This window comes from Mycobacterium genavense ATCC 51234, assembly GCF_000526915.1.
GTDB classification, from domain to species: domain Bacteria; phylum Actinomycetota; class Actinomycetes; order Mycobacteriales; family Mycobacteriaceae; genus Mycobacterium; species Mycobacterium genavense.
Genome location: NZ_JAGZ01000003.1, coordinates 81,172 through 100,487 on the forward strand (window position 1 = coordinate 81,172; position 19,316 = coordinate 100,487).

13 protein-coding genes and 2 pseudogenes are annotated in these 19,316 nt (G+C 66.1%); 7 read left to right on the forward strand and 8 right to left on the reverse strand.

Going from position 1 to position 19,316, the window contains the following annotated elements:
* Positions 1 to 69: 69 nt before the first annotated feature.
* From T428_RS0108100 to T428_RS0108140, 7 genes and pseudogenes are all read left to right on the forward strand, one after another.
* The gene (locus T428_RS0108100; RefSeq protein ID WP_025736075.1) at positions 70 to 1,491 is read left to right on the forward strand and encodes a condensation domain-containing protein; all 1,422 of its coding nucleotides are present in this window, start codon (positions 70 to 72) and stop codon (positions 1,489 to 1,491) included.
* A 133-nt stretch (positions 1,492 to 1,624) separates the two neighbouring features.
* Positions 1,625 to 4,624 carry an MMPL/RND family transporter gene (locus tag T428_RS0108105; RefSeq protein WP_025736076.1) on the forward strand — a complete coding sequence of 1,000 codons (3,000 nt, stop codon included), beginning with the start codon at positions 1,625 to 1,627 and terminating at the stop codon, positions 4,622 to 4,624.
* 57 nt (positions 4,625 to 4,681) lie between these two features.
* A complete protein-coding gene (pe, locus tag T428_RS0108110) occupies positions 4,682 to 5,797 on the forward strand; it encodes an acyltransferase PE (protein WP_025736077.1) in 1,116 nt (371 codons plus the stop codon).
* A 10-nt stretch (positions 5,798 to 5,807) separates the two neighbouring features.
* Positions 5,808 to 7,541 (forward strand): AMP-binding protein, encoded by a 1,734-nt coding sequence (locus tag T428_RS0108115; protein ID WP_084298674.1) that lies wholly within the window; start codon positions 5,808 to 5,810, stop codon positions 7,539 to 7,541.
* A 75-nt stretch (positions 7,542 to 7,616) separates the two neighbouring features.
* Positions 7,617 to 8,673: pseudogene (locus T428_RS26550) on the forward strand (NAD(P)H-dependent amine dehydrogenase family protein).
* Between the two features lie 199 nt (positions 8,674 to 8,872).
* Positions 8,873 to 9,301, forward strand: a complete 429-nt coding sequence (locus T428_RS0108135; protein WP_211243926.1) for an MmpS family transport accessory protein — start codon at positions 8,873 to 8,875, stop codon at positions 9,299 to 9,301.
* Positions 9,298 to 12,234, forward strand: a complete 2,937-nt coding sequence (locus T428_RS0108140) for an MMPL/RND family transporter (protein ID WP_025736083.1) — start codon at positions 9,298 to 9,300, stop codon at positions 12,232 to 12,234. Before T428_RS0108135 ends, T428_RS0108140 begins: the two co-directional genes overlap by 4 nt.
* Here T428_RS0108140 and T428_RS0108145 read toward each other — a convergent pair.
* The 8 genes and pseudogenes from T428_RS0108145 to T428_RS0108185 form a co-directional block, all read right to left on the reverse strand.
* Positions 12,217 to 13,053 (reverse strand): DegV family protein, encoded by an 837-nt coding sequence (locus T428_RS0108145; protein WP_025736084.1) that lies wholly within the window; start codon positions 13,051 to 13,053, stop codon positions 12,217 to 12,219. The two genes, T428_RS0108140 and T428_RS0108145, sit on opposite strands and share 18 nt — an antisense overlap.
* 4 nt (positions 13,054 to 13,057) lie before the next feature.
* Complete coding sequence (gene octT, locus T428_RS0108150) at positions 13,058 to 13,807, reverse strand: diglucosylglycerate octanoyltransferase (protein ID WP_025736085.1); 750 nt, start codon at positions 13,805 to 13,807, stop codon at positions 13,058 to 13,060.
* Positions 13,808 to 13,812: 5 nt separating this feature from the next.
* Entirely contained in the window at positions 13,813 to 14,469 is a 657-nt protein-coding gene (gpgP, locus tag T428_RS0108155) for a glucosyl-3-phosphoglycerate phosphatase (RefSeq protein ID WP_036467543.1), read from the reverse strand.
* Positions 14,466 to 14,855 (reverse strand): ribosome silencing factor, encoded by a 390-nt coding sequence (rsfS, locus tag T428_RS0108160; RefSeq protein ID WP_025736087.1) that lies wholly within the window; start codon positions 14,853 to 14,855, stop codon positions 14,466 to 14,468. The genes gpgP and rsfS overlap by 4 nt, the downstream gene beginning before the upstream one ends.
* Positions 14,852 to 15,532, reverse strand: a complete 681-nt coding sequence (gene nadD, locus T428_RS0108165) for a nicotinate-nucleotide adenylyltransferase (protein ID WP_084298691.1) — start codon at positions 15,530 to 15,532, stop codon at positions 14,852 to 14,854. Before nadD ends, rsfS begins: the two co-directional genes overlap by 4 nt.
* A gap of 189 nt (positions 15,533 to 15,721) precedes the next feature.
* Positions 15,722 to 17,158: a vWA domain-containing protein gene (locus T428_RS0108175; protein WP_025736089.1), complete on the reverse strand. Its 1,437-nt coding sequence runs from the start codon at positions 17,156 to 17,158 to the stop codon at positions 15,722 to 15,724.
* Positions 17,158 to 18,033: pseudogene (locus T428_RS26555) on the reverse strand (AAA family ATPase). The gene T428_RS0108175 and the pseudogene T428_RS26555 overlap by 1 nt, the downstream one beginning before the upstream one ends.
* 31 nt (positions 18,034 to 18,064) lie before the next feature.
* Positions 18,065 to 19,312 (reverse strand): glutamate-5-semialdehyde dehydrogenase, encoded by a 1,248-nt coding sequence (locus T428_RS0108185; RefSeq protein WP_025736090.1) that lies wholly within the window; start codon positions 19,310 to 19,312, stop codon positions 18,065 to 18,067.
* Positions 19,313 to 19,316 lie beyond the last annotated feature (4 nt).

A 19,316-nucleotide genomic window follows, 5' to 3' on the forward strand; every position in this document is an offset into this window, starting at 1 on the left:
CCGGCGGGTTATCTTGGTGACGCCGCCAATGGCCGGACCGGGACCGTTTAAACCGAGGGGGACGTAGTTTTGCGCATCGGGAAAATTACGATCGGCGCACTCGACGATTGGACGCTGACCCCGGGCGCTGTCACCTCGTGGCACCCGACGGACGCGGCAAAAGACAAGGTCCGGCAGGCGCCGGTCAGCTCGGTGCCGGTCAGCTACATGCAGGGTCAGCATCTTCGTAACTACTGCGACCGGGCGGCCGAGGGGCTGAACTTCTCCCGGCAAATCATCGCGACCTGTGAGTTGCCTGGGACTTGTGATGTCGCGGCCATGAACCACGCCGTCAACGCCTATCTGCGTCGACACGACACGTTCCGCAGTTGGTTCGAGCGCACCGCTAGCGGCGAGTTCGTCCGGCATACGCTGCGCGATCCGGCTGATATCGAGTTCGAGCCAATCGATCACGGCCCGATGACCGTCGACGAAATCCACGCTCACGTCGTGGCCATACCGAACCCGCTGGAGTGGGGCTGTTTCACGTTCGGGATCATCCAGAGCGAGAGCCACTTCACCTTCTTCGCGGCCATGGATCACGTGCATGGGGATGCGACATTGGTCGGCACCACGATGATGGAAGCCAACGGCATGTATTCGGCACTGAGCAGCGGCGGTGAGCCCCTTGTTCTCCCCGATGCCGGCAGCTTCGACGACTTTTGCGTCCGCGAGCGCGAATACACGTCGACTTTGACCGTCGATTCGCCCGAGGTGCGCGCGTGGATTGAGTTCGCCGACAACAACAATGGCGGTTTTCCGGAATTTCCGCTGCCACTGGGCAACCCGTCGGAATCCAGTGGCAGTCAGATGACCTCCGAACTGCTGATGGACGTGGCCGAGACGCAGCGATTCGAAGCGGCCTGCACGGACGCCGGTGCGCGCTTCGTCGGCGGCTTGTTCGCCTGCTTTGCTCTGCTGGAGCATGAATTCACCGGCGCTCTCACCTATTACGGGCTCACACCCAGGGATTCGCGCACCGCCGCGGACAATTTCATGACGCAGGGCTGGTTTACCGGCTTGATTCCGATCACCGTGCCCATCGCCGCGGCCTCTTTCGGCGATGCGGCCTGGGCAGCGCAGGCGTCCTTCGATTCGGGCCTCAACATGGCGAAGGTACCCTATTACCGGGTATTGGAATTGGCGCCGTGGTTGAACTGGCCGCGGCCGAATTTTCCGGTGTCGAACTTCTTCCACGGCGGCGCCGCGCCGCTCAACGCCATTCTTGCCGCGGCCGACCTGGGCCTTGCGAACAATATCGGAATCTATCCCGACGGCCGGTATTCCTATCAGCTGACCATCTATGTCTTCCGGTACGACGAGGGCACGGTCATGGCGATCATGCACCCCGACAATCCGGTCACGCAGAAGTCGGTCGGCCGCTATATGGCGGCGATGAAGTCCGTGTGCGGGCGGGTCGCGGGCCGTGGGCACTGGGGACGCGTCGCGTAGCGTGGGTCCATCCGATGGCTGAAGCTTTTCTGACTTGCGGTGGGGCACGCCACGGACGAGCCCGGCTTAACAGCGGGCCGGCGAGCGTCGCCGGCGGGCGCACCCGATTGCGCCGACCGGGGGCGAGGATGACATGCGACGGCTAGCCGATTTTGTGGTGCGGTGGCCCTGGGCGGTCATCGGGCTGTGGATCGCGGTTGCGGTCGCGCTGCCGCTGACGTTTCCCTCCCTGGGCGAGATGGCCGAAAAGCATCCACTGGCCATCCTGCCCAGCGACGCACCCTCGAGTGTCACCGCTAAAGAGATGACCAAGGCGTTCAACGAATCGGGCTCAGAAGACCTGCTGCTGGTCGTCCTGACCGACGACAAGGGGTTGAGCCCCGCCGACGAAGCCACCTACCGCAAACTGGTGGACACGCTGCGCCACGACACCCGCGACGTCGTGATGGTGCAGGATTTCATCAGCACACCGCCGCTGCGCTCCGTCGTGACCAGCAAGGATCACAAAGCGTGGGTGTTGCCGGTCGGCGTTGCGGGCGAGTTGGGCACCCCCCAGGCCTACGCCGCGTTCAACCGGGTCAGCGACATCATCCAGCACTCCGTCTCGGGAAGTCCCCTGTCGGTCAACATCACCGGGCCCGCGGCAACCGTCGCCGACCTCACCGTCGCCGGCAACAAGGAGCGGCTACCGATCGAGCTGGCGATCGCCGTTCTGGTGCTCATCGTGTTGCTGGTGATTTACGGCAGCGCGGTCACCATGCTGCTGCCGCTGCTGACGATCGGGGCCTCGCTGGTAATCGCGCAGGCGGTGGTGGCAGCCTACTCACAATTGACCGGCTCGGGAGTCTCGAACCAGTCGATCGTATTTCTGAGCGCCATAATGGCCGGCGCCGGAACGGATTACGCGGTCTTCCTGATCAGTCGCTACCACGACTATTTGCGATCAGGTGCCGATTTCGACCAGGCGATCAAACGCGCGATGATGTCGATCGGAAAAGTGATCGGCGCGTCGGCCGCCACCGTCGGCATCACTTTCCTGCTGATCAGCTTCGCCCGGATGGGCGTGTTCAAAACGGTGGGGGCGTCGTCGGCGATCGGGGTCGGCGTGGCGTTTTTGGCCGCGGTGACGCTGCTGCCGGCGATTCTGGTGCTCGCCGGACCGCGCGGCTGGGTCAGACCGCGGCGCGAACTGACCGCCCGGTTCTGGCGGCGATCGGGTATCCGCATCGTGCGCCGCCCCAAAGCCAATCTGGTCGCCAGCGCGCTGGTGCTGATCATCCTGGCCAGCTGCGCCGGCTTGGTGCATTACAACTACGACGACCGCAAGGCGCTACGGTCCTCCGCGCCGAGCTCGATCGGCTACGCCGCGCTGGATCGTCACTTCCCGGTGAACCAGTCCGTTCCGGAGTACATCCTCATCCGGTCACCGCACGACCTTCGCACACCGAAGGCCCTGGCAGACCTGGAGCAGATGGCGGACCGAGTCAGCCAGCTACCGAATGTCGCTGCGGTCAGCGGCATTACGCGTCCCACCGGGAATGTGCCCGAACAGTTCCGGGCCACCTATCAGGCGGGCGCCATCGGCACGCTGCTGGCCGGCGGGTCCACCATGATCAACGATCACACCAGTGACCTCAACCGGCTGGCGGCCGGGGCGGGCACGATGGCCGACACCCTCGGCGACGTCCGAGGCCAGGTCGCCCAGCTCGCGGCCAGCCTGGAGGAACTGCAAACCGCCTTCTCCTCGGCGAAGAGCCAGTACACCGGCGACGCTTTGGTGAAGCAGGTCGACATCGCGGCCCAGCTCGTCGATCATGTCAACTCACTCAGCAACGCGATGGGCAGGAATTTCTCGGCAGCCAAGAACGTGTTCGCGTGGATAGGTCCGGTGCTGACGGCGCTGCGGGGCAACCCGGTGTGCGATGCCGATCAGTCGTGCAGCTCCACCCGCGGGGCCTTCGAGCAGTTGGTGGGCTCGCGCGATCAGGCGGATCTCGACGCGATCAACGATTTGGCCCACCAACTGCAGGACTTCCAGGACAAGCGGGCGCTGAAAGCGTCGACGGACCGCGTCCGTGCCGCGTTGGGCAAGCTCACCAAGGTGATGCACTCGATGGGGATGGACAAACCCGGTGGCCTGCAAGCGAATTTGAACAGCATGCAAGACGGGGCGAACCGGCTGGCCGGGGGAAGCCGGCAGATAGCCGACGCCGTGGCCCAACTCGTCGACCAAGTCAAGCAGCTCGGCGCCGGGCTCGGCGAGTCCGCGACGTTTCTGTTGTCGCTGAAGCGGGATGCGGCGCAACCGGCGATGGCGGGGTTCAACATCCCGCCACAGCTGCTGCGGTTGGAGGAGTTCCAAAAGGCGGCCAAGGTATTCATCTCGCCGGACGGCCATTCGGTGCGGTATCTGGTTCAAACCAAACTGAACCCGTTCAGCACCGAAGCCATGGACCAGGTCAACGCGATCACCGCGGCGGCTCGAGGTGCACAACCGAATACCGCGCTGTCGGACGCCAAGATCTCGATGGCCGGCTACACCGTCGGCCTGAAAGAGACCCGCGACTACTACCAGCACGACATCCAGTTCATCATCGCGGTAACCCTACTCGTCGTGCTGGTGACCTTGATCGCACTGCTGCGCGCGATCGTCGCGCCGCTGTATCTGGTTGCTTCCGTGGTCATTTCGTATTTGTCGGCGGTCGGCATCGGCGTACTGGTATTCCAATACCTGCTGGGCCAGCAATTGCATTGGAGCGTGCCCCCGCTGGCATTCGTGGTGCTGGTCGCGGTGGGAGCCGACTACAACATGCTGCTGGTGTCGCGGATGCGTGAGGAGTCCGAACACAGCATGCGCTACAGCATCATTCGCACCCTGAGTTCCACCGGCGGGGTGATCACCGCGGCGGGTCTGATCTTCGCTGCCTCGATGTGTGGTCTGTTGTTCTCCAGCATCGGCACCGTGGTCCAGGGTGGGTTCGTGATCGGCGTGGGGATTTTGCTGGACACCTTCTTGGTACGCACCATCACGGTTCCGGCCATCGCTGCGCTGGTCGGGCCAGCCAACTGGTGGCCGTCACGCATGGGTGCGCGGCGGTTTGCCCTCCGACGCGCCGAGCCACAACCCGTTTAGGGCACACGCATGATTTATGTGAGACTACGAGACGAATCCGAGCGGTCAGGATCAACAATGAAGAAGCTACTCGCTAGAGTTTCGGCGCTGGTAACCGTCGGCGCCACAGGGTATTTCGGCGTCGGAACCGCGTCGGCCGATGACACGTCCATCGGTGGCTCGCCGACCCCTGGAGCGCCGGGTGACCAGACGGCGTTCGCACTCGGCGGCGCACACGTGCTGGGCATCCCCTACGACGAGTACATCCGCCAAGAAGGCGCGCAGTGGTTTCCCGGCCAGCAGCGTGAGATCGTCCGATACCCGGCGGGCCAGGTGCAGGGCCATGTGCTGGAACGGCTCTTCCCGGGTATCGGGCGGTTCGACGAATTCTTCCCCGGTCTGGGTCTGGACGGCCCCAGCGTCGGCGAGTCGGTCGCCGTGGGCGTTGACAACCTCGATGCGGCGATCCGCGCGGGTCGCCGCGGAACGGCGATCGGCTTGTCCGAGGGCGGGTTCGTGGTCGATGGCGAGCAGGCGCGGCTGGCGAACGACCCGACCGCTCCCCCGCCGGACCGGCTGAACTTCGCCACCTTCGGCGACCCGATCAGGCGACACGCCTTCGGTCAGAGCTTCCTGAGCGCCATGTTCCCCGTGGGCAGCACCGTTCCCGCGCTCGACTACACGATGCCACCGCCGTACGAAAGTCAGCACGACACCAACAGATTCGTGGCCGCGTACGACTCGATCGCGGACTTCCCCGACCGGCCGGACAACCTGTTCGCGCTCGCCAACACGCTGCTGGGCCTGGCCACCGGTCATACCGCCGTGGCGTTCACCAACCCGAGCATGGTGCCGCCGCAGAACATCCGAACCTTCGTCAACTCCCACGGCGCCAAGGACACCACGATCATGGTCCCGGAAAAGCACCTGCCCCTTGTCATGCCGCTGAAGTACGTCGGGATCGACGAAGACACGCTGAACAAGCTCGACGCGATCCTGATCCCGCGGGTGAACGCGGGCTACTCGCGAAGCGACGACCCCGCGACCGCTCCGGTTCAGGTCGACCCCGTGCACGGCTTCGACCCCGCGGAAGTCACCGCACCGGCCAACCAGGCGACCTTCAGCGGCGGCGCGGATCCGCTGTCCCAGATCCTCGCGGGTGCCTCGTCCGTGTTGTCCCACGGCACCGGCTGACCGCGCGCCGATGTCTGGATCGTCGATTCTCGCCATGCTGCACGGCCGGGCCAGCATGCGCCCGCATGAGGTCGCATACCGGTTCACCGATTACACGGGGAACTGGGAGGGTGTCTCCGAGAGTCTCACCTGGTCGCAGGTATCGCGCCGAACTCTCAACGTGGCACGCGATCTGGGGCCGCACGGGTCGATCGGCGACCGGGCGGTGATCTTGGCTCCCCAGGGCCTGGACTACATTGCGGCCTTCTTGGGATCGATGCAGGCCGGGCTCATCGCGGTGCCGCTCCCGTTGCCGCATCGCGGCTCGAGCCAGGAACGGGTGGGTGCGGTCCTGGCCGACACGTCGCCCTCGGTTGTCCTCACCACCTCCGCTCACGTCGAAGATGTCGCCGAGTATGTCGACCAGGCACACCTGGACGACGTTCCGAAGGTCGTCGAAATCGATTCGATGAATCGCGACGTCGACGTCGAAACAGGCGCTCCGACAGACGATTTACCTGACATCGCGTACCTGCAGTACAGCTCGGGTTCGACCCGCACGCCGACCGGGGTGAAGATCTCGCACCGAAACCTCGAAGTGAATTTCGAGCAGCTGATGCACAGCTTCTTCGCCGACTCGCGAACCGCGCTCCCACCGGAAACCTCGATCGTGTCGTGGCTGCCCTTCTACCACGACATGGGTTTGGTGCTGGGCGTCTGCGCCCCGATTCTCAGCGGTTATCGCGCCGAGCTGACCGGTCCGGTCGGATTTTTGGAGAGGCCGGCCCGGTGGATGCGGGCGCTGGCCGAAAATCCCCACAGCTGGTCGTCGGCGCCCAACTTCGCCTTCGACCTGGCCGCGCGCAAAACCACCGACCAGGACCTGGCCGGGCTCGACCTCGGCGACGTGCTGGGCATCATCAGCGGTGCCGAGCGGGTCGAGCCGGCGACCCTGCGGCGCTTCGTAGATCGGTTCACGCACTTCAATTTTCGTGATCACATGATGCGTCCGTCCTACGGCATGGCCGAGGCCACGGTTTTCGTGGCGACCGGCACCTGGAGTGAGTCGTCGCCGGCGGCGTACTTCGATTCCGCGGCGCTCGGCGCGGGCCGCGTCCAGCGCTGTGCGGCCGGTAAGGGCACTGCGCTAGTCAAATACCGGCTGCCGCAATCCCCGACGGTGCGCATCGTCGACGGTGAGACGAATCGCGAATGCGCGCCGGACTCGGTCGGCGAGATCTGGGTGCATGGCGAGAATGTCGCCGACGGCTATTGGGGCAAGCCGCCGTCAGAGCAGCGCTGCTTCGGCGCCACGCTCGTCGACCCGTCGCCCGGTACACCAATGGGGCCGTGGTTGCGCACCGGCGACCTGGGTTTCGTGCACTCCGGTGAGTTGTTCATCGTCGGCCGCATCAAGGATCTGCTGATCATCCGCGGGCGCAATCACTATCCCGAGGACATCGAGGCGACGATCCAAGAGATCACGCGGGGCCGGGTCGCGGCGATTTCGGTTCCGGTGGACGGCACCGAGCAGTTGGTCGCCGTCGTCGAGCTCAAACAGCGCACCCACGAGGACGCCGCGCGGTGGCTCAGCGACGTCACGAGCAAGGTCACCTCGGCGGTCTCCAACGCGCACGGCCTGAATGTCGGGGATCTCGTGCTGGTGCCGCCCGGATCGATTCCGACCACGACGAGCGGCAAGATCCGCCGCGCCGCCTGTGTCGACCAGTACCGGCAGGGCCAATTCGTCCGGCTGGGCGTCTGAGCCGCGACACCCGCGCACCGGGGCGAGGCATCCTTCGCATAATGGTTCCACCCCCGCAGCGGCAAAGGAGCCACGATGAGCACAGCCAGCACAGACCGTCCGTTACGCGTCATCCAGTGGACGACCGGCAACATCGGGCGGCGGTCGCTGCACGCCATCATCGGGCGGCCCGACATGGAACTGGTCGGGGTGGACGCGCACGGAGCCGACAAGGTCGGTGTCGATGCCGCCGACCTGTCTGGCTGGCCCGAGCCGACCGGGGTGCGGGCCACCAACGACATCGACGCGTTGATCGCCCTGGGCGCCGACGCGTGTTGCTATAACCCGTTGTGGCCCAACATCGACGAGCTGGTGCGGCTGCTGGAATCCGGCGTCAACGTGTGCACCAGCGCGGCCTGGATCACCGGCGGCAAGCAGACGCCGGAGGATCGCAAGCGCATCGAAGACGGCTGCCGGAAAGGCAATTCGACGATCTTCGGCAGCGGCGCGCACCCCGGCATGACCAACATGGTGGGCATGGTGCTGTCCGCGTCCTGCGAGCGTGTCGACGAGATCCGGATCACCGAGTCAGTGGACCGCTCGACCTACGAATCCGCGGAAACCTCAGACGGCGATGGGTTTCTCACAGGACCCCGACACACCGGGATTGGCGGAAAGCGTGCGGTCCGAAAGCGAGGTGTTCGCCGAATCGGCGGCCATGATGGCCGACGCGATCGGCGCCAAGCTGGACAGGATGACCTTCGACGTCACGTTCACCGCGGCCACCGGCGACTCCGATCTGGGCTTCATGAAGATCCCCGCGGGCACGGTCGCGGGCGTGTAGCTTCCACCGTGGCTGGGAAGGCGACCGCAACGTCGTCAGCGTCGGATTCAACTGGACGATGGGTAACCACGTCGTCCCGCCCAAACCGCTGGAGCACGGCCACGTCATTCAGGTCTTCGGAATGCCCAACATGCCGACCGTGCTGCACTGCCTGCCGTCGAAGGATTGGACGGAGCCCGGGTTCATGGGCCTCGGCATGATCTATACCGCGATGCCGGTCACCAACGCCGTCCCGCCGTGGTGGCCGCCGAGCCCGGGATCGTGACCCTGGCCAATTTGCCGCCGGTCACCGGGCGTCTGGCACGCTAGCCATATGACTTTGGCCAGAGACAGCGCACCCCGGAGGAACGGTTCCGTCCTTTAAGGTTTAGAGTACTTAGCCGAGCGAAGGTTCCGCCGACAATTAGGGTTGTCGACGTGGTGGTGAGCTTTCCAAGGCAGGACGGCAGGCCCCGCAGCGGTGAGCGGAAGGGCGGTCAAGGTGAGCGGTTCGCCGAAGTCTGATGCCATATCCCAGGTGCTCAAGCGGGCGTGGATTCCGCTGCTGCTGACGGTGGTACTGGCAGTCTCGGCGTTGGTCGTCTCGCGGCTGCACAGGATCTTTGGCTCGGAAGACCTCAACGCCAATGCCGGCAAGGGAATCGAAATCGTGCAGTTCAATCCGAAGGTCGTCGTGTACGAAATCTCGGGCCCGCCGGGTGCCACCGCGAACATCAACTACTGGGACGAAAACGCCAACACGCACCAGATCAACAACGCCTCGCTACCGTGGACGGTCACGATCTCGACCACGCTGCCCTCGGTGAGCGCCAACATCATGGCCCAAAGCGATAGCAGCCAGATCGGCTGCAAAATCACTGTGGACGGCGTCGTCCGCGATCAGCAAAAGTCCGACGGCCAAAACGCCCAAACCTTCTGCTTGGTGAAATCCGCATGACCGACGTCAACAAAACCGACCGCGACCTGAGCACGCAGGACACCGGTCCGATTCGGACCAAGAGCCCCAGCATGGCCGATCGCGGCCACCGGCCCTACCTGCCCCACGCGATCCGCATCTTCGCGGTGCCGATCATCCTGATCTGGGTGGCCGTCACGGTCCTGGTCAACGTCATCGTTCCCACCCTGGAAGTCGTCGGCGAGGCACACTCGGCGCCGATGACGCCGCTGGATGCGCCGTCGATGAAGGCGATGATGCGGATGGGCCACAACTTCCGCGAATTCGACTCCAACAGCACCGTGATGATCGTGCTGGAAGGCCAACAGCCGCTCGGCCCCGATGCACACCAATACTACGACAAGCTGATTCGCCAACTCCGCCAGGATCCCAAGCACGTTCAGCACATTCAGGATTTCTGGGGCGACCGACTGACGGCGGCGGGCGCCCAGAGCACCGACGCCAAAGGCGCCTACGTGCAGCTCAACCTCGCCGGTAACCAAGGCACCACGCTGGCCAATGAATCCGTCGACGCCGTTCGCAAGGTGATCGACGAGAACAAGGCACCGCCCGGGGTGAAGGCCTACGTCACCGGACCCGCGGCACTGTCCGACGACATTCACATCATCGGTAACGCCAGCCTGGCCAAGATCACGCTGTTCACCCTGGGTGCCATCGCGATCATGTTGCTGCTGGTCTACCGGTCCTTCGTCACCACGCTGGTCCAGCTGTTCATGACCTTTGTGGCGCTGGCCTGTGCACGCGGGGTGGTCGCGGTCCTGGGCTACCACAACGCATTCGGGCTCACCACGTTCGCCGCCAACATCCTCACCATGCTGGCGATCGCGGCGGGAACGGACTACAGCATCTTTCTCGTCGGCCGCTATCAGGAGGCCTTGCGGGCCGGCGAGGATCGAGAAACGGCGTACTACACCACATTCAAGGGGGTTGCCCCGGTCGTCTTGGGCTCGGGCCTGACGATTGCCGGCGCAACCTACTGCCTGAGCTTTTCGCGGCTGCCCTGGTTCAACACCATGGGCGCCCCCGTGGCGATCGGCATGCTGGTGGTGGTCGCGGCCGGCCTGACCCTGGGCCCCGCCGTGATCTTCGTCGGCTGTCGCTTCCACCTGTTCGAGACCAAGCGGGTGGCCAAGCAGGGGCGGCTATGGCGACGGGTGGGAACCGCCGTAGTGCGTTGGCCCGCACCGGTTCTCGCCGTGTCCGCCGCGGTCGTGCTGGTCGGCATGGTTGCCCTGCCGAGTTATGTGACCAGCTACAACGATCGGCACTACCTGCCGTTGTCGGCCCCGTCCAACCAAGGACAAGAGGCGGCGAACCGGCACTTCTCCGAGGCGCGCGTGAATCCGGACCTGCTGATGGTCGAATCCGACCATGACATGCGAAACACCGCCGACATGCTGGTGTTGGACCGGGTGGCCAAAAACGAGATGCGCACGCTCGGCATCGCCATGGTCCAGGACATCACCCGGCCACTGGGCATTCCGATCCAGCACAGTTCGATACCGTTTCAGAACAGCGTCCAGAGTCAGATCACGATGCAGAACATGGGCTTCCTCAAGGAGCGCATGAACGACATCCTCAAGATGGCCGATGATCTGCAGACCCAGATCGACACCACGCAGCGCCAATACGAGGTGTCGATGGATCTGGCCAACGCGGCCGAGGACAGCGCTAACACCACGGCGGTGACGTCGGAGATCACCGACAACCTGCGCAACCACATCGCGGATTTCGACGACACCTTCCGGCCGGTGCGCACCTACTTCTATTGGGAGAAGCACTGTTTCGACATTCCGTTGTGCTACGGGCTGCGATCCCTGTTCGACACGCTGGACGGCTTCGACCAACTCGCCGAGCAGTTCCACTACCTCACCACCGACATCAAGCACACCGCCAAAGCGTCACGCGACCTGACTGCGCTGTTCCCCACGTTGATCACCACGCTGAAGACCACCAGGGGCATCACGCTGACGCTGTACCAGACGTTCAGGGCGATGATCAACCAGATGGAGGCGATGAGCAACACCGCCATCGTGATGGGGCAAAGCTTCGACCAGTCGAAGAACGACGACTTCTTCTACCTGCCTCCCGAAGCGTTCGACAACCCGGATTTCCAGACGGGTCTACGCATGTTCCTGTCGCAGGACGGTAAGTCGGCCCGGTTCTTCATCACCCATCAGGACGATCCGATGACGCCGGCAGGCATTTCACGGGTGGACGCCGAACGCACCGCGGCGCAAGAGGCGTTGAAGCAATCGTCGCTGTCGGATGCCCGGGTATATCTGGGCGGAGCCGCCGCGACCTTCCGGGACATGGCCGACGGCGAGAAGTACGACCTGATGATCGCGGTGGTATCGGCGCTGACGCTGATCTTCATGATCATGCTGCTGCTGACCCGCAGCGTGGTGGCCGCGCTGGTGATCGTCGGCACCGCGGCCAGTTCCATCGCCGCATCGTTCGGGCTGTCGGTGCTGATCTGGCAGGATCTGTTGGGCATCAAGATCCACTGGATCGTGATGGCGCTGTCGGTGATCATCCTGCTGGCGGTCGGATCCGACTACAACCTGCTGCTGGTATCGCGGTTCAAGGAAGAGATCCACGGCGGGCTCAAGACCGGAATCATCCGTTCGATGGCCGGCACCGGCGGGGTGGTGACGGCCGCGGGCCTGGTGTTCGCGTTCACGATGGCGGCCATGCTCGGAAGCGAACTGCGAGTGCTGGGACAGTTCGGGTCGACCGTCTGCATCGGTCTGCTGCTCGACACGCTGATCGTGCGCACGCTGTTGATGCCGTCGATCGCGACACTGCTCGGGCGCTGGTTCTGGTGGCCGCAGGTCGTACATCCGCGCGGTGACTACGGCCTGCCGCCGGCGCCCAAGGCCGCGGCACCGGCCGCGTCAGCTGCCCGGAGCTAAATCCAGGCAGACCGCGACGGCTCCGGGGCCAACGTGCACGCCGAGCACCGGGCCCAGCGAGGTGACGATGGCCGGGTCGCAGCCCGGTAACCGTTGGGCCAGCGCGGCAGCGACCTCGTTCGCGCCGTCGGGGTTCACCACGTGGTGCACCGCCACGGCCGCGGTGCCGTCGTCGACGATCTCGCAGACCCGGTCCAGCATCGCCGCTGTCGCCCTGCCCACGGTCCGTACCCGTTGGGCCAGAACGAGTTTGCCGTCCTCGATGCGCAGCAGCGGCTTGAGTGACAGCGCGGTGCCCAGCCATGCCTTGGCCCCGCCGATCCGGCCGCTGCGCCGCAGATTGTCCAGGCCGTGCACCACGATGAACGCGCGACCGCGGCGCACCGCCGAGCTCGCGGCGGCCACCACCGCGTCCAGGTCAGCGCCGTTGGCCGCCGCCCAGGCCGCGGCCAACGCGACGAAGCCGGTGCCCATCGCCGCCGACCTGGAGTCGACAACCCGTACCGCCGGGCCTATTTCGGCCGCGGCCCGTTCACCGACGCCACAGGTGCCCGACAGCGCCGACGAAATATGGACGGCCACCACACCATCCCCGCCGGAGTCGGCCAGCGCCTGGCGGTAGGCGGCGCCGAGTTCGGCCGGAGTGGCCGCCGCGGTGGTGGCGTGGTGCCAGTAGACGTCGTCGGGAATTTCGTCCACACCGTCACGCAGATCGCCGCCGTCGAGCAGGACATGAAGCGGGACAACGCGTATCGCCCACTTCTCGAGCAGATCGGCCGGGAGGCGCGACGAGGCATCGGTCACCACCACGACGGTCATCTGCTCAGCCGCGCGGTTTCTCGACCGGTACGGTGGACTTCTGGAAGGCCTCGGCCAACGCCTTGAGCATCAACTCCGCGACGGCCTGGTGAGCTTCGAAATTCCAGTGGATGCCGTCGGGATTGCCTCGGCCACTCATCACCTCGTCGGCCACCGCCGCTTTGAGATCCACCAACGGAATGTCGTGCTGCTGTGCCCATTCCGTGATCGCGGCCGCCGTCCCGGCGCGGCGGTGGTGGGCCTTGCCGTAGGTCTCCGCGATATGCACCGACGGCAACGATGCCACGATCGGGATACCCGGACGGTTGAAATCGATTGCGCCCCGGGTCTGTTCGAGGTACTCGGCGGTCAGATGGGGCGGTAGGGCGGGCCGGGCCACCGGCGAGAGCCTGGGCTGCAGCCAACCGTAGCCGTCGCGAACCCAACGCCGCAGCCACGGCGGGCGGACGTAGCGGATCAATTCACGCAACGCGGTCGGCAGCACCGACGGCAGCGAATCCATCCCACAGGTCGCGAAGATCACCGCGCCCGCCCTGGGCAGCGCGGCCCACGACCGCGGGTCCTGGGTGGCGGCCCACCACACGTCGCGACAGGTCCAGCCGATGCGGCCGATCAGCTCCACATCCCAATCCAATTGCGAGGCAACGATATTGGGCCAGATACGGGGATCGTCGGCGGGCAGTCCCCCGCTGGGGCCGTAGTAGGACAGCGAGTCGGCGAAGACCAGCAGCGTGGGTCGTACCTCGGCGGACATCGTGTTCAGCCCTGCACCGAAGCGTTCCACACGTCCAGGCGCCAGCGGATACCGCCGAACTCGGCGTCGGAATCCGGCGAGTGGCCGGAGAGCTGCACCCAGCTGGCGTTGCCCATACCGCCCAGGATCGGCCAGTTGACGACCGGAAGTTTCAGCAGCGCAGCCGACAACGCGGCGATCAGGCCGCCGTGGGCGACCAGAATCACCGGCCGGTCGGGCTCGTCGGCCTCTCCCCAACCCGGTTCGCCGGCCACCAGCTCGGCGACCAGCGGCACGCTGCGGGCGGCGACGTCGAGCCGGCTCTCCCCACCGTGCGGTGCCCAGCTGGCGTCGTCGCGCCAGCTGGCGCGGGCGCCCGGGGCCTGCGCGTCGACCTCGGCATGGGTCAGGCCCTGCCATTCACCCAGGTGTGTCTCGCGCAGCCGCTCGTCCACCCGCACCGGCAGGCCGGTGCGCTCCCCCAACGTGACCGCGGTGTCATAGGCGCGATGCAGATCCGACGACACGATCAACAGCGGCTGCAACTTGCCCAGCACCTCGGCCGCGGCGGCCGCCTGCGCGCGGCCCAATTCGGTGAGTGCGGAGTCCAACTGCCCCTGCATGCGGCTGCCGGCGTTGAAGTCGGTTTGACCGTGCCGCAGCATCAACAGTCGACGGATCATTGCGCGCTCGCCGAATCAGGCGGACCGCCAGCCAAATCCACCGGTATCACCGGACAGTCACCCCACAAGCGGTCCAGTGCGTAGAAGTTGCGGTCGTCCTGGTGCTGTATGTGCACGACGATGTCGCGGTAATCCAGCAGCGTCCAGCGCCCCTCCCGAGCACCCTCACGGCGGGCGGGTTTGTAGCCGGCCTTCTGCATCTTCTCCTCGACCTCGTCGACGATCGCGTTGACTTGCCGCTCGTTGGACGCCGAGGCAATCACGAAGCAGTCGGTGATGACCAATTGTCCCGAGACGTCGATCACCACAACGTCGTTCGCGAGCTTGGCAGCCGCCGCGTTCGCCGCGATCGTCGCCATGTCGACGGCTTCCCGGTTGGCGCTCACGGGTTGTTCCCCGCGGCAATACTGGACTCCGTCGGGCCGAGTGTCGCTTTGGCCTCTCCCGCGACGGAGCCGCGGTACAGCCGGCGCTTGGAGACGTACTGCACGACGCCGTCGGGCATCAGGTACCACAGCGGGCGGCGCTCGGCGGCACGCTGACGGCAGTCGGTCGACGAAATCGCCAGCGCCGGAATCTCAACCAGGGTCAACGCATCCTTGGCCAGCTCGCAGAGCACCTCGGTGATGTGCTCGTGGCGCAGCTCGTAGCCGGGCCGGCTGACGCCGATGAACCGTGCCAGTTCGAACAGCACTTCCCAACCCTGCCAGGACAGGATCGACGACAGCGCGTCGGCCCCGGTGATGAAGAACAGCTCGGAATCCGGGTTCAGCGCGTGCAGGTCCTGCAACGTGTCCTTGGTGTAGGTGGGGCCACCGCGGTCGATGTCGACCCGGCTGACCGAAAACCGGGGATTGGAGGCGGTCGCGATCACCGTCATCAGGTACCGGTCCTCGGCGGCGGAGACATTGCGGGTCTTCTGCCACGGCTGACCGCTGGGCACGAACACCACCTCGTCGAGGTCGAACAGGTCGGCCACCTCACTGGCGGCAACCAGGTGCCCGTAATGGATGGGGTCGAACGTCCCACCCATTACTCCCAGCCTGCGGCGCCGCTTTTGCACGATGTGCCAGCTTACCGGGCCGCACGGGCCGGGCGGTCGCCGCGCCGTGGTCCCACCCGCCACATCAGTTTCCGCGTCGACCCGCGGCCGACGATTCGGGGTGTGGTCGCAAACCCCTGCTACGCGGACTGGGTCGTGTTCGACGCGCGGATCGAGATGCGCCGGCTCGTTTATCAGACGACGACGTGATCAGACCGGCAGCAGCTGGTCGATCACCGTGGCGAGCTGCTTGGCAGACCGGCATTCGTGCATGGTGATCACTTCTTCATAGCGCGGCACGGCCGAATCCCCGCTGCCCCACAGGTGTCGGGGCTCGGGGTTGAGCCAGTGCGCGTGCCGGGCGGCGGTGACCATGTCGGACAGCACGTCGATGGCCGGGTCGCGGTAGTTGGTGCGACCGTCGCCGAGCACCAGCAGGGAGCTGCGCGGCGACAACACATTCGGATTGGCCTGCACGAACGACACGAACGCGTTGCCGTAGTCGGAGTGGCCGTCGCGGCTGTAGACGCCGGCTTCGCGGGTGATCCGCTGAATCGCCACGGCCAGATCGCAATCCGGGGAGAACATGTGGGTGACCTCGTCGGTGGTGTCGATGAACGCGAACACCCGCACCCGTGAAAACTGTTGGCGCAGCGCGTGTACCAGCAGCAGGGTGAAGTGGCTGAACCCGGCCACCGAGCCGGACACGTCGCACAGCACGACCAGTTCCGGGCGCGCCGGACGGGGTTTCGCCAGCACCACGTCGATCGGCACACCGCCGGTGGACATCGACTTGCGCAGCGTCTTGCGCCGGTCGATCGTCCCAGCCCGGCTGCGGCGCCGCCGGGCCGCCAGCCGCGTCGCCAGCGTGCGCGCCAGCGGCGCCACCACCCGCTGCATCTGGCGCAGCTGGTCACCGGAGGCCCGCAGAAACTCGACGTTCTCGGCAAGCTGTGGGATGCCGTACATCTGCACGTGGTCGCGGCCGAGCTGCTCGGCGGTCCGCCGCTTGGTCTCGGCGTCGACCAGCTTACGTAACTGGGTAATTCGCTGTGCGGCAAGCGCTTTGGCAATCTGCTCTTGGGTGGGGCTCGGCTCGTCACCGTACGGGGCGAGCAGCTTGCCCTCCAGCTCGTCCAACGCCATCGCCTTGAGCGCCTGATACGACGAGAACGACGGGCCGCGGCTGGAACTGTATTTGCCGTAGGCCTCCACGATCCGCGCGATCATCGCGACGAGTCGCTCGTCCATGTCAGCCAGGTCCTCGTTCTGGGTGAGCAGATCGACCAGCATTTGGCGCATCGCGTCGACGTCGTCGGCGGGCAGGGCGTCGCTGTTTGCACCGGCCCCGCTGTCGTCGTCGACGACGACCGCCCGCGCACCCATCGCCGCGGGGAACCACAGGTCGAACATCGCGTCGTAGGTGTCGCGGTGATCGGGTTGGCGCAGCACCGCACACGCGATGCCCTCGCGCAGCACCTCGCGGTCAGCCAGCCCGAGGGTGGCCATCACCCGGCCGGCGTCCACCGTCTCCGACGGCCCCACCGAAATCCCCACTCCGCGAAGCGCTTCCACGAATCCCACCAGGTGGCCGGGCAACCCGTGCGGGGCGAGCGGCCTGGTGGGGCGGATGCGGCGCGGGGGCATCAGTTCAGCCTGAGTTCCCCGGCCGCGCGTTGCTGGTCGGATTGGTGTTTGAGGACCACGCCCAGCGTCTGGGCCACGACCGCGTCGTCGATGGTGTCCAGGCCCAGCGCCAGCAGCGTGCGGCCTCAGTCGATGGTCTCGGCGATCGACGGCACCTTCTTGAGCTGCATGCCGCGCATAACGCCGATGATGCGCACCAGCTCCTCGGCCAGATGCGCGGGCAGCTCGGGGACCCGGGACAGCAGGATGCGCCGTTCCAGGCCGGGCGTGGGGAAGTCGATGTGCAGGAACAGGCAGCGACGCTTGAGCGCCTCGGACAGTTCGCGGGTGGCGTTGGAGGTCAGCACCACCAGAGGGGTGCGCTCGGCGGTGATCGTGCCCAGTTCGGGAACGGTGACCGCGAAGTCGGAGAGCACCTCGAGCAACAGGCCCTCGATCTCGATGTCGGCCTTATCGGTCTCGTCGATCAGCAGCACCGTGGGCTCGGTGCGCCGGATCGCAGTCAACAGCGGGCGCTGCAGCAGGAACTCCTCGCTGAACACGTCGTCTTTGGTCGGGTCCCAGTCGCCGGAGCCGGCCTGGATGCGCAGGATCTGCTTGGCGTGGTTCCACTCGTACAGTGCGCGCGCCTCGTCGACCCCCTCGTAGCACTGCAGCCGCACCAGGCCGGAGCCGGTGGCTTGCGCGATGGCACGCGCCAGCTCGGTCTTCCCGACCCCGGCGGGACCCTCGACCAGCAGCGGCTTGCCCAGCCGGTCGGCGAGGAACACGGCGGTCGCGGTGGCCGTGTCGGGCAGGTAGCCGGTCTCGGCCAACCGCCGCGACACGTCGCTGATGTCCGCGAACAGCGGGGCGGACCGGGCGGGCACGCTCACAATCTCAGTTCTCCTAAACGCTTTTCGTGGGCTAGGCCGGGCGAACCTGGCCGTCCCCCCAGGCGATCCATTTGGTCGAGGTCAGTTCGGGCAGGCCCATGGGACCGCGGGCATGCAGCTTCTGCGTCGAGATGCCGATCTCGGCGCCGTAGCCGAATTGCTCGCCGTCGGTGAACGACGTCGATGCGTTGACCATCACGGCCGCCGCATCGACGCAGTCGGAAAATCGTTGGGCCGCCGCCATATTGGTGGTGACGATGGCCTCGGTGTGCCCGGTGCCGTATTCGTTGATGTGGGCGATCGCGGCGTCGACGCCATCGACCACGGCCACCGCGATGTCCATCGACAGGTACTCGCGGCGCAAGTTGTCCTCGTCGGGATCCAGATGCACGGTCACCCCGGCGTCCTGCAGGGCCGCCACCAGCCGGGGCGCCGCGTGCCCGGCGATCGCGGCGTCCACCAACAGCGTCTCGGCGGCGTTGCACACGCTGGGCCGCCGGGTCTTGGAGTTCAGCAGAATCCGTTCCGCCACATCCAGGTCGGCGCCCGCGTCCACGTAGACGTGGCAGTTGCCCACACCGGTCTCGATGGTGGGCACCTGCGCGTCGCGTACCACCGTGTCGATCAGGCTCGCTCCCCCGCGCGGGATCACCACGTCGACCAGGCCACGCGCCTGGATCAGGTGCGTGACCGTGGAGCGGTCGTCGGAGGAGAGCAGCTGGACCGCGTCGGCGGGCAAGTCCTCGCTGACCAGGGAGCCCCGCAGCACCTCGACCAGCGCCTGGTTGGATCGTGCCGCCGAGGAACTGCCCCGCAGCAGGACGGCATTGCCCGACTTGAGCGCCAGCCCGAACGCGTCGACGGTGACATTGGGCCGGCCCTCGTAGATCATGCCAATCACGCCCAGCGGGACCCGCTGCTCACGCAGTTGCAGCCCGTTGGGCAACGTGTAACCGCGCAGCACCTCCCCGACCGGATCGGGCAGCCCCGCAACCTGGCGCAGACCTGCGGCGATTCCGTCGACCCGGCTGGGGTCCAGCGCCAACCGATCCAGCATCGCGGTCGGCGTCCCGGCGGCGCGCGCCGCCTTGAGATCTTCGGCATTCGCGGCCAGGATCTGACGGGTGTTGGCGGTGATCGCCTCGGCCGCGGACTGCAGCGCCTGATCCTTGGCGACCGTCGGCAACAACGCCAGCGCACGGGACGCGGCGCGGGCGCGACGGGCGGCGTTGTGGACCTCCTGACGCAAGTCAGGACGCGATGGCGCTTGCAGACTCATTGAT